General features: G+C 63.7%; 9 protein-coding genes. 1 reads left to right on the top strand and 8 read right to left on the bottom strand.

The genetic code is table 11. The features are described from left to right. Positions 1-25 precede the first annotated feature (25 nt). From Q0687_RS30335 to Q0687_RS30325, 3 genes are all read right to left on the bottom strand, one after another. Positions 26-1,678: an NAD-dependent malic enzyme gene (locus tag Q0687_RS30335; protein WP_298885108.1), complete on the bottom strand. Its 1,653-nt coding sequence runs from the start codon at positions 1,676-1,678 to the stop codon at positions 26-28. A 315-nt stretch (positions 1,679-1,993) separates the two neighbouring features. Next, complete coding sequence (locus tag Q0687_RS30330) at positions 1,994-2,992, bottom strand: tripartite tricarboxylate transporter substrate-binding protein (RefSeq protein ID WP_298885107.1); 999 nt, start codon at positions 2,990-2,992, stop codon at positions 1,994-1,996. Between the two features lie 102 nt (positions 2,993-3,094). Continuing rightward, positions 3,095-5,434, bottom strand: a complete 2,340-nt coding sequence (locus Q0687_RS30325) for a mechanosensitive ion channel domain-containing protein (protein ID WP_298885106.1) — start codon at positions 5,432-5,434, stop codon at positions 3,095-3,097. Positions 5,435-6,101: 667 nt separating this feature from the next. On the opposite strand from Q0687_RS30325, the gene Q0687_RS30320 reads away from it, so the two are divergent. Continuing rightward, complete coding sequence (locus Q0687_RS30320; protein WP_298885105.1) at positions 6,102-6,986, top strand: MBL fold metallo-hydrolase; 885 nt, start codon at positions 6,102-6,104, stop codon at positions 6,984-6,986. Positions 6,987-7,197: 211 nt separating this feature from the next. Here Q0687_RS30320 and Q0687_RS30315 read toward each other — a convergent pair whose 3' ends face one another. From Q0687_RS30315 to Q0687_RS30295, 5 genes are read right to left on the bottom strand one after another with little or no spacing between them, the layout of a single operon-like run. After that, entirely contained in the window at positions 7,198-8,157 is a 960-nt protein-coding gene (locus Q0687_RS30315) for a polyphosphate kinase 2 family protein (protein ID WP_298885104.1), read from the bottom strand. Then, positions 8,117-9,136, bottom strand: a complete 1,020-nt coding sequence (locus tag Q0687_RS30310; RefSeq protein ID WP_298885103.1) for a branched-chain amino acid ABC transporter permease — start codon at positions 9,134-9,136, stop codon at positions 8,117-8,119. The genes Q0687_RS30315 and Q0687_RS30310 overlap by 41 nt, the downstream gene beginning before the upstream one ends. Further along, positions 9,133-10,014, bottom strand: coding sequence for a branched-chain amino acid ABC transporter permease (locus tag Q0687_RS30305; RefSeq protein ID WP_128964792.1), 882 nt, complete (start codon positions 10,012-10,014; stop codon positions 9,133-9,135). Before Q0687_RS30305 ends, Q0687_RS30310 begins: the two co-directional genes overlap by 4 nt. Positions 10,015-10,021: 7 nt before the next feature. Beyond that, a complete protein-coding gene (locus Q0687_RS30300) occupies positions 10,022-10,726 on the bottom strand; it encodes an ABC transporter ATP-binding protein (RefSeq protein WP_298885102.1) in 705 nt (234 codons plus the stop codon). Next, entirely contained in the window at positions 10,726-11,496 is a 771-nt protein-coding gene (locus Q0687_RS30295; protein WP_298885101.1) for an ABC transporter ATP-binding protein, read from the bottom strand. Before Q0687_RS30295 ends, Q0687_RS30300 begins: the two co-directional genes overlap by 1 nt.

Below are 11,496 nucleotides of genomic sequence, written 5' to 3'. Positions count from 1 at the left end.
GCGAGTTCGGTTCGAATTGTGACAGTCAGTACTTCGGCTCGTACATCTGCGACTGGACCAGCGCCTTGACGTCGTTGGGCGCCGGTCCGTCGGCGAGCCCGCGCTGGTAGACGACATCGGCGACGGCGGCCGCAATGCGGGCCGAGACCTCGCGGATGCGCGGCAATGCCGGATACAGGCTGCCCTGCTCGAGATCCTCCTTGCCGACGCAATTGGCGAGCGTGTGCGCCGCTGCCATGAACATCTCGTCGGTCACGAGCCGCGAGCGGCTGGCGATGACGCCGAGGCCGACGCCGGGGAAGATGTAGGAGTTGTTGCCCTGGCGCGGCACGAAGGTGCGGCCATTGAGCTTCACCGGATCATACGGACTGCCGCAGGCAAACAGCGCACGGCCCTCGGTGTAGCGATAGGCATCTTCCGCCGAACATTCGGCCTTCGAGGTCGGGTTGGAGAGCGCAAACACGATCGGCTGTTCGTTGAGCTCGGCCATCGCCTTGAGCACCTGGGGCGTGAAGGCGCCGCCGACCGCGGCAACGCCGATGATCGCCGTCGGCTTCAGCGTCTTGATCGCGGTGAGGAAGTCGGCGATCGGCGCCTGGTCGGTGTGGGCATAGCGGAGCTTGTGGCCATGCAGCCCTTCGCGGCTGCTGACGACCAGGCCGCGGGAATCCACCAGCCAGTTGCGCCGGAGCGCCTCTGCTTCCGTTGCACCCTCCGCCATCATGGCGGAGACGACCAGATCGGCGATGCCGGTTGCCGCCTCGCCTGCGCCGAGGAAGAGGATGCGCTGATCCGTCAGCTTGCCACCGCTCAGCTTCAGCGCCGAGAACAGGCCGGCGAGCGCGACGGCCGCGGTGCCCTGGATGTCGTCGTTGAAGACGCAGGCTTCGTCCCGGTATTTGTGCAGCAGCTTGAACGCGGAATGGTTGGCGAAATCCTCGAACTGGATCAGCACGCCCGGAAAGGTCTTTCGGGCCGCCGTCATGAACTCGTCTACAAAACTGTCATAGGCCTCGCCGGTGAGGCGCCGCTCGCGCAGGCCGAGATAATAGGGATCGCTCAGCAGCTCTTCGTTGTTGGTGCCGACGTCGAGCACGATAGGCAGGCATGCTTCCGGATGCACGCCGGCGCAGGCCGAATAGAGCGAGAGCTTTCCGACCGGAATGCCCATGCCATTGGCACCGAGGTCGCCGAGTCCCAAAATGCGCTCGCCGTCGGTGACGACGATGAGCTTGGCCGCATAAGGCCAGTTCTGCAGGATTTCGGCGATCTGGCCACGATCGTGCGAGGAGATGAACATGCCGCGCGGCCGCTGGAAGATCAGGCCGTATTTCTGGCAGGCGAGCCCGACCGTCGGCGTGTAGATGATCGGCTGGATCTCGTCGATGTTATCGACGACCACGCGGAAGAACAGCGCCTCGTTGCGATCATGCAGCGCATTCAGCGCGACGTATTTCTCGAGATCCGTCGGCAACGAACGGAGATTGATCAGCACCCGCTCGACCTGCGCCTCGATCGTCAGCACGCAGGGCGGCAGCAGACCGCGCAGGCCGAACGCGGCGCGCTCGGCTTCCGTGAAGGCGGTGCCCTTGTTGAGCAGGGGGTCGCGCAGCAGCGTCATGCCTTGCGCGGAATCGGATGATGTCGAATGGGCGCTGACCCGAGCAGGTCTATTCACGAATTCCCCCAGGGAGTTTCTTATTGAAGGGCTGGCATTGTCGGCCAGCGTTCAGGCGAGATCAAGGACCGAGCGCCACGTGGGGTGATTGTGATCTCGCACCGCAGCGAGGTTTTTGCGAACTGCGCGCAGTTGCGCGCGGTGCGAAGGTATTGCGGCCATCTCCGCTCGTCATTCCGGGGCGCGACGAAGTCGCGAGCCCGGAATCCATCGGACCGCAGAGACGGCCGCGCGATGGATTCCGGGCTCGCGCTGACGCGCGCTCCGGAATGACGAGAAAACCTCAGAACCAGGGCATGTTGCGCAGCGACAGCCCTACTCCGCCTTGATATCCGCCGCCTTCACCACCGGCCACCATTTCTCGATCTCGGCTTTCTGGAAGGCGCCGAGGGCCGCGGGTGCTTGCTGGTCCACCGGCGGAATCTCCTGGCCCAGTTCGGCAAAGCGCTGCTTGACTCCGGGAGCGGCAAGAGCCGCGACGATGGCCGCGTTGAGCATTGTGACAATCTCCTTCGGCGTATTCTTCGGTGCCCAGATGCCGTGCCAATAGGAGATGTAGAGACCGGGCAGCCCCGCCTCGTCGACGGTCGGAATATCAGGTGCGGAGGCGAGCCGTGTCGGCGAGGTCACCGCGAACGCCTTGATCGCACCATTCCTGTATTGCGGCAGCGAGTTCGAGGCCTGATCGAACATGATGTCGATCTGGCCGGCGACAAGATCGATCATGGCAGGCCCCGCGCCGCGATAGGGTACGAACTGGAAGTCGGTGCCGGTCTTGTCCTTGAAGAAGACGCCAGCGACATGTGCGCCGGTGCCGGCGCCGGCTGTGCCCGCGGTGGCCTTGCCGGGATTGGCTTTCAGCCAAGCAATCATCTCTGTCAGATTATTAGCCTCGAGCGATTTCCGACCGACGATCAGCTGCGTCCCCATCGCGACCAGCGCGACGGGCTCGAAATCGGCGAGCAGATCATAGGGCAGCTTGAGAATCGCACCGTTGAGCACATGCGTGCCCCAATGGCCGATGGTGATAGTGGTGCCGTCGGGCGCCGCGCGCGCCACGCGGGCGCCGGCGATGCTGCCGGACGCGCCGGCGACGTTCTCGACCACGATGGTCGCATGCAGCTCGGCCGCGATCCGCTCCGAAAGGATCCGCGCCAGCGTATCGGTTGGCCCGCCGGCCGCGAACGGGACCACCAGCGTGACGGGGCGCGAGGGAAACGACTGGGCGTGGCCGGGCCCGGTCCACGCCGCGCCTCCGATCAACGCGAAAATGACGATCACATGACCGCGCAATCCGGCCCACAGCCCCCGCATCACCCTCTCCCACTCTTCTTGTCGTCCGCATGTCATCAGCGGACTGGAGGGCGAGTGAACGCTGGCCGATGCGTGGACGCAAGCCGGAAAATCGTGGTGCGACTATCCGGCCGCCCGCCGTGGCGTCAGATTGGCAGCGACGTCGGCGGGCGGCGCGACATGCATCAAAATAGTCTGGGTCGCGGATGCGACCTCGATGTCGTTTTGCTGGAAGCGCTGTTTCATGCGACGGTTGAACTCGCGCTGGACCGGCCAGCGGCCGGCCTCGGTGCAGCGGATCTGGCCCACGATCGACACCATGGCGCCATCGACCTTGTCGATGCCCCAGAGCTCGAGGTCGCCGCGGATCAAGGGACGGAATTCGCTCTCGCGGCGCATCTCCTCGACGATGTCCTTGAGGATCTGGCCGGCGCGGTCGGTATCTTCCTTGTAGGCGACGTTGACGCTGACGGAGGCATTGCCGGCGCCGCGGCTGGCATTGGTGATGGTGGTCACCGCGCTGAACGGCACGATGTGCACGGCGCCGTCGCCGGCGCGCAGGCGGATGGTGCGGATCGAGACATTCTCGACCACGCCTGACAATCCGGACACGCTGACGGTGTCCCCGACCTGCACCGTGTTCTCCAGCAGCAGGAACAGGCCGGTGATGAGATCCTGCACCAGCTTCTGCGAGCCGAAGCCGATGGCGATGCCGACAATGCCGGCGCCGGCGAGCAGCGGCGCGACATTGACGCCGATTTCGCTCAGCGCCGTGAGGCCGACCACGGTGGCGATCAGGCACAGCAGCGCCGTCCGTAGCATCGGCTGGAACGTGCGCAGGCGCGCGGCGCGGGCATAATGTCCGTCACGCGACAGCGAATTGATCTGCCGGTCCAGTAGCGCGTTGCTGGCCTCCCAGATCGCCGCCGCGATGAAGACGGCGACACCGATCGTCGCCAGGGCAGAAACCAACTGGCTGCCGATCTGGCCGCCATAGAACCAGACGATGGCGTCGACACCCCAGACCTCGAGCACGGCGACGAAGCCGACGAAGCCAATCACGCCGGAGACGATCTTGCGCAACAGCGGCAGGTAGCGATTGGCGCGAATTTCCAGCCCCGGAAAGCGCTGCAGGATGTCCGGCCGGATGCGGAAGCCGCGATCGATCAGGCTCAGCGTCACCATGATGGCGACCCGCGTGATCAGCACGACTGCGATGGTGCCGACGAAATATTGCAGCAGCAGCGAATAGCCATTGCGGATGTTGAGCGCCCAGACCGCCCACAGCGCCAGATCGAGCGCGATGGCCAGATAGTGCCAGCCGCCGGCAATGCGGTTGCGCAGGCGTGCCGCAATGCCCTGCCGTTCGGCGGGCGCACGAATGGCGTCCGCCACCTGGCGGCGGCATTGCAGGATGATGACGACGACGAAGAGGTGCACGACCAGCATCACCATGCGAATGAGCGCGGCGTAACCGGCGCGGTGCAGGCCGAGCAGCAGCGCCACGTTGGCAAAGGCAATGCCTGTCACGGCGACGCCGACGATGCGGCGCGCCCAGATCTCGATATAGGCCGCGGTCTCGGCGCGCACCGGAAACAGGCCGAACGGCCCGGCCAGAGCGCGGACGACGCAAATCAGCCCGCGCGAGAACGCGTAGGCATTGACGACTGCGAGGATCACGAGACGAGCAGTGGCGGGCTCGCCAATCTCCGTTCCGAGCAGTGCGGTCGAAAGACCGACGAAAGCGACCACCGGAAGCAGTTCGAGCACCAGCCGTCCCAGCACGAAGGGCAGCCGCAGCAGCGCCTGCCAGACGCGCGCAAGGCTGTGTCGGCGCTTGTGCAGTTCGGGTGCGGGCGTGACATCAGCGACCGATGACGGCGGATCGGCAATGGGCAGCGCCTGCACCGGCAGCCGCGCGGTCTGCGGCACGCGCGCTTCGAGGAACCCAACCGGGCGCCGGATCAGGCGAACGATGACCCATTCGGCCGCAAGCGCGCAAGCAAACACCAGCGCGAGCTTCCAGGCGATTTCGATCAGGAGATTGTAGGCATCAGGGTCGTTCGCGGTCCGCACGATCCAGTAATAGAACGCTGGAAAATGCGTCAGCGTTCGCGCCATGTCGGCAACATCGCGCGAGATCTCGCCGATCTCCTCGGACACCGAGAGCAGAAGCTGTGCGCCGAGTCCATCCGCCGAGAGCGGGATCGGCAGCTTCTGCTCGGGCGCCGGCGGGGCGGCTTGCTGCGGGCCGGATACATTCGCGATCGCGCGCAGCGTATCGATCATTTGCGCACGCTTCTTGTCGTCCTGGAGCGTGTCCAGCGCCCGCCGGGCCTCGTCAGGCGACAGGGCTACCGCACTTCTGGCGGCGGGCGCAGATTGCTCTGCGCGAGCCGGAGAGAGCGACGGGAGCACGAGAAAGAAAGCAGCGACAAGCGCGGAGACAAGCTTATGCGACACGCGGATTCCCCAAGATAAATGAAACGCGCCGGCGGAATCGAGTCCGCGCGAAGCACTGCGTCATGTCGGATCGTGGCTATTCGACCCGGTCTTGTGTCGGAAGTTGGCCGACCAGACGACATTCTCTTGGCATTTACCGCAGCGCAAACATGATCGACCGCGCCATAAACGATTCATGAGAGCGCAGGAAATTGCGGCGATGCCTCACGCTGCACGACAAGCAGCTTTGATGGCCTCGGGCTCTTCTGGAAAGGGAGCAATTGACGCGCGACGGGCGCAAAACGCACAGCGCCGGGCAGGTAGGGGCTATGCCTTGCTGATGCAGCCCACTAAACCTTGACCCGGCGTGCCGTTCGCGGTTTCTGCCGCTATGCGATAGTCCGAACGAGCTCCATCGCACTTAACGCGGCTGGATTTGCGGAGGTGGAGTCATAGACCTCCCCTTGCTCATGAGGTGGACGTTACGCGTCGCTTGATCGCGACCACCGGCATGCTCCTCCCGTGACATAAAACTGTCAAGCGGGATCGATGGCCGGAAGGATCACATTTGCACACCTGTTCCGCGACACACTGACCGCCTGGAAGCGCGGAATAAATCCCTCTTCGTAGCGTTTGTGTGAGAGATCAACTCCATCACTTCGCCCCATCCCTTTTCAGAAAGCCAGAGATGAAAGCATTATCTTGCATCGCCGTTCTTGCGGCCCTCGTCACCGGCTCGGCTTTTGCGCAGACGCCGCCACAGACCTCGACAAGGAAGGTCGACGGCACCGACAACATCTACATTTTCCGCTATGGCGGCCATCAGTCGATGTTCGTGGTGACGCCGAAGGGCGTGATCGCGACCGATCCGATCTCCTATTTGCGTCCGGCAAAACCCTATATCGACGCGATCAAGGCCGTCACCGACAAGCCGATCAAATACGTCATCTACAGCCACCACCATTACGATCACATCGCCGGCGGCCAGCCGTTCAAGGATCTCGGCGCCACCTTCATCGCGCATCGCCGCACCAAAGAGCGGCTGCTCGACTTGAAGAAGCAGAATGCGCTGCTGGCCGATATCGTGATGCCCGACCAGGTGGTCGACGACAAGAAGACCATCACGCTCGGCGGCACCACGCTGGAGCTCGACTATGTCGGCCGCAACCATTCCGACAATTCGCTGGTGATGCGGTTGCCGAAGGAGAAGCTCGTCTTCGTCGTCGACTTCGCGCCGATCGAGTCAGTCCAGTTCCGCAACATCCCCGACAATGCCTCGCCGCTGGAATATATCGCTTCGCTGAAGAAGCTGGCTTCGCTGGACTGGGATCGCATGATCCCCGGCCATCCCTATGCCGGCGGCCGGCTGGGCACCAAGAAGGATGTCGCGGACGACATTGCCTACATGGAGGATCTCTCGACCGAGGTGAAGAAGGCGGCCGATGCCGGCAAATGCTTCGACACCGCGATGAAGGAAGTGAAGCTGCCGAAATACGAGAAATGGGCGAACTACGAAGCGGGCCTGCCGGCCAATGTCGAGCGCTTCTGCTACTGGTGGGGCCGGGGGTACTGACGGCAGGCGCAGATCCCGTAGGGTGGGCAAAGGCGCATTTGCGCCGTGCCCACGATCTTTTCCCGCGGAGACGATTGGTGGGCACGCTTCGCTTTGCCCACCCTACGAGTCCTGTCGCGATGGTGACATTATGCCGGTGTTTTGCCCGACGGGTCAATTCGTTTTCTTAAAAACCGAATGATGCATCAAGCCGTCGGTTCCAGCGTGTCGGCTACTGTGCATGGGGTTGTTTTCGCCTTTTTGGTTTCGCCCGCTTCTTGCTGCCCTTGGCTTCCTGCTCCAGCGCCTCGCGCACGTTCTTGAACTCGGCCAGCGAAGCCTTGTCGGCGCGGGGAAAGCGCAGGTCCAGCTTTTCCAGTTCCGCGACGATGACGGAGCCGATCACCACGCGCGCAAACCATTTGTGGTCGGCGGGCACGACATACCAGGGCGCATGCGGCGTCGCGGTGTGGCGCACGATGTCCTGATAGACCGCCTGGTAGCGTGGCCAAAGCGCGCGCTCCTTGATGTCGTCCATCGAGAACTTCCACTGCTTGGCCGGCTCCTCCAGCCGGTCGAGAAAGCGCTTGCGCTGCTCCTCCTTGGAAAGGTTGAGGAAGAATTTCAGGACCACGGTGCCGTTGCGGCAGAGATAGCGCTCCCAGGCAGCAATGTCCTCGAACCGGTCCCTCCAGATGTTCTTGGTGACGAGCCGCGGCGGCAGCTTTTCCTTGGCGAGGATCTCCGGGTGCACGCGCGTCACCAGGCATTCCTCGTAATGGGAGCGGTTGAAGATGCCGATATGGCCGCGTTCCGGCAACGCGACCGCGTGACGCCAGAGGAAGTCGTGATCGAGTTCCTTGCTGCTCGGCGCCTTGAAGGCGGAGACCTCGCAGCCCTGCGGATTGATGCCCTCGAAGATCGCCTTGATCGCGCTGTCCTTGCCGCCGGCGTCCATGGCCTGGAACACGATCAGGACCGACCAGCGATCCTGGGCGTAGAGCTTTTCCTGGAACTCGACGAGACGCTTCTTGTTGGCGTCGAGAAGCTCCTGCGCGTCGTCCTTGTCTAGATCGCCTTTCGCGTTGGTCTTGTAGTCTTTCAGATGAAACTTGCCGGACCCGTCATGGCGGAACGGCGTGATGTAGCGGTCAAGTTCCTGGGCGAGCGATTTGGACGGCTTTTTGCTCATGAGCGCGGGGCACCTTGCGTTGCGGCTTCAATCGGTCGAGCACGCTACCAAGGATGCCCTTGGGAAGGAATATGATGAAAAGCACCAGCAGGACGCCGTAGACCAGATTGTCCCAGCCGACCGCCTTGGTGCCGAAGCCGATGCGCAAGGTTTCCGCGAGCAGGATGGTGATGACGGCACCGACGGTCGGACCCAGCGAGACGAACAGACCGCCGACGATGGCCGCGAACACCATCTGCAGCGACACCGCGATGCCGCTCACCGTGTCGGGCGTGATGAACATCTGGTACTGGCAATAGATTGCGCCGGCCAGCGCCGTCATCACGGCGCTGATCAGCGTGATCTTCAGTTTCTCCGCGGTGACATTGACGCCGGCGGCGGCCGCGGCGTCCTCGTCCTCCGAGATCGCCTCGAGGGCGTAGCGGCTCATGCTGCGATCGACCAGATGCCAGACGACGATGCCGCCCAGCCAGACCGCAAGCGCGATCAGATACCAGGTGGTCTTGTCGTCGAACTGCAGCGCCAGCAGCTTGTTGCCCGGTGCGCGGTTCGGCGTATAGCCGAGCGAGCCGCCGGTATAGTCGCGCGTCGCCGTGATAACCTGCAGCACGATGCCCGACAGTGCCAGCGTCACCAGCACGAAATAGTGTCCGGTGATGCGGAAGCGGAAACACGGATAGCCGACGATCAGCGCCAGCATACCTGCTGCGACCATGCTGACGGGAATGCCGATCCATGGCGACACGCCGAGATGGTTCCAGAGCAGCGCGGTGACATAGGCGCCGATGCCCATGAAACCGCCGTGCCCGAGCGAGACCAGGCCGAACCGCCCCATCATCGACCACGACGTATAGGCGAACGACCAGATCAGGATCAGCACCAGAATGTGCAGATGATAGGGATCGCGATAGACGAAGGGCAGCGTGATCAGCGCCGCCAGTCCGATCCCCCAAGCCACAAGCCGGCCCTGCCCCGTCATCGGCGCCTCGCGAGCAGGCCCGCGGGCCGGATGAACATCATGACGATGAAGAAGGCGAAGGCGAGCACGTAGCCCCATTCCAGATCCGAGAACAGGCCGCCGAGCGATATGATCTCGGCGAACACGAAGGCCGCGATGAAGCCGCCGATGAAATTGCCAAGGCCCCCGAGCACGCAGATCAGGAAGGTGATTGGCCCGAAGGAAAGGCCGACGAAGGGATGCACATCGTATTGCAGCACCAGCAGGCAGGCGGCGAGACCGGCCAGCCCGCCGCCGATGGCCGAGGTGATGAGATAGATGCGTTTGGTGTCGACGCCCATCAGCGCCATGATCTGCCGGTCCTGCGAGATGGCGCGGATGGCCGTGCCCGTGAAGGTGCGCGTCATGAACAGATAGACCGCGACCATGCCAACCAGCGCCGCGAGGAACGACAGCAGTCGTGCGTAACTGAAATTCATGTCGCCGAAGGCGAGCACCGGCAGGCGGATGCCGAGGTTGCGGAAGTCGATGCCGAAGGCGACCGTGGCAAAGCTTTGCAGCACGAACAACACGCCGCCGGTCGCGAGCAGCTGGTTGATCGGCGGCGCCGTGAGCAGCGGCGCGATCACGAGATAATGCAACAGCGCACCGAGCATCGCGACGAGCAGAATGGTGAGCGGTGCCGCGATGAAATAGCTGATGCCGTAATACTGGACCATGAAATACATGGCGTACATGCCGATCATGACCAGCTCCGCGTAGCAGATCCAGGTGACGTCGATGACGCCGAAAATCAGGTTCAGCCCGAGCGCGAGCAGCGCCAGAACGCCGCCGAGCAGGATGCCGTTGATCACGGCTTCCAACAGGTAAATATCGAAAATATCCAGGAACGCCTGCATATGCCCCTCACACCCCGAGATATGCTTCCTTGACCGTGTCGCTCGCCAGCATTTCGGCCGATGTGCCCGAGGCGCGGATGGTGCCGGCCTCGATCAGATAGGCCCTGTCGACCACGCGCAGCACCTGCTGCACGTTCTGCTCGACGATCAGCACTGTCAGCCCACTGGCGCGGATCCGCTTGACGAGCTCGAACACCTGCTGCACCACGACCGGCGCCAGCCCCGCCGATGGCTCATCGAGCAGCAGAAGCTTCGGGTTCGACATCAGCGCGCGGCCGATCGCGCACATCTGCTGCTCGCCGCCGGACATGGTGCCCGCCAGCTGGTGGCGGCGCTCCTTCAGTCGCGGAAACAGGTCGAACACAACCTCCAGCCGCTCGGCATAGCGACCGCGCGCCTCCTTCATGAAGGCCCCCATCTTGAGATTGTCGTCGACCGAGAGCTGCGGAAACAGCCGTCGGTTCTCCGGCACATGCGCGACCCCGAGGCTGACGATCTTGTGCGGCGGTGTCGCCAGAACGTCGGCGCCTTCCATGGAGATCGAACCGCGCGAGGGACGGATCAGACCGGAGACGACGCGCATCAGCGTGGTCTTGCCGGCACCGTTCGGGCCGATGACGCCCACGGCCTCGCCGGCCTTGACGTCGAGATGGACGTCGAACAGCGCCTGGAACGTCCCGTAGCCGGCGTTGACGCCGCGAAGCTCCAGCATCACTGGCCTCCCGCGCGCCGGCGCGCTTCGGCGGCAGCGGCTTGCGTGGTCTCGGCATCGGTGCCGAGATAGACCTCGATGACGCGCGGATCGCCGGCGACCGCGCTCGGCAACCCTTCCGAGATCTTCTCGCCGTGATCGAGCACCATGACGCGGTCGACGACGCGCATGAGCACGCCCATGATGTGCTCGACCCAGATGATGGTGATGCCGAGTTCATCGCGGATGTTGCGCAGCATGTCGGCGGCCTGGTTCATCTCGGCCTCGTCGAGGCCGCCGAGGCTCTCATCGGCCAGCAGAAGCTTCGGCGCGGTCGCGAGCGCTTTTGCAAGTTCCAGCTTCTTCAAACCTGCCGCGCCGAGCCCGTCGACGCCGGTATGGCGATCGGTCGGCAAGCCCACCATTGCGAGCGAGCGCGCTGCCGCTTCCTCGGCCTTGAGGCGGTTATGGCGACCCTGGCCATAGAAGCCGGCGAGCGCGACGTTCTCGAAAATCGTGAGCCGGCGGAACGGCCGCGGAATCTGGAAGGTACGGCCGATGCCGCTATTGATGATCCGGTGCGGCGCGAGGCCTGCGATCTCCGAGCCATCGAACAGGATTGATCCGGCGCTCGGCACCAGCGTGCCCGACAGCAAGTTGAAGATCGTGCTCTTGCCCGAGCCGTTAGGGCCGATCAGGCCGAGGATCTCGCCCTGATCGACTTTGAACGACACGTTGTTGACGGCGGTGAAGCCGCCAAACCGCTTCATGAGCCCGCTGACCTCCAGCAC

Origin of the sequence: uncultured Bradyrhizobium sp. (assembly GCF_936928535.1) — a bacterium.
GTDB lineage: Bacteria > Pseudomonadota > Alphaproteobacteria > Rhizobiales > Xanthobacteraceae > Bradyrhizobium.
This window is presented reverse-complemented; position numbering and strand designations above follow the sequence as displayed.

Excerpts from the sequence above, each read along its gene's own strand:
- Q0687_RS30300 (WP_298885102.1), bottom strand. The coding sequence starts at position 10,726 with ATGCTGGAGCTTCGCGGCGTCAACGCCGGCTACGGGACGTTCCAGGCG.
- Q0687_RS30310 (WP_298885103.1), bottom strand. The coding sequence starts at position 9,136 with ATGACGGGGCAGGGCCGGCTTGTGGCTTGGGGGATCGGACTGGCGGCG.
- Q0687_RS30320 (WP_298885105.1), top strand. The coding sequence starts at position 6,102 with ATGAAAGCATTATCTTGCATCGCCGTTCTTGCGGCCCTCGTCACCGGC.
- Q0687_RS30330 (WP_298885107.1), bottom strand. The coding sequence starts at position 2,992 with ATGCGGGGGCTGTGGGCCGGATTGCGCGGTCATGTGATCGTCATTTTC.
- Q0687_RS30315 (WP_298885104.1), bottom strand. The coding sequence starts at position 8,157 with ATGAGCAAAAAGCCGTCCAAATCGCTCGCCCAGGAACTTGACCGCTAC.
- Q0687_RS30305 (WP_128964792.1), bottom strand. The coding sequence starts at position 10,014 with ATGCAGGCGTTCCTGGATATTTTCGATATTTACCTGTTGGAAGCCGTG.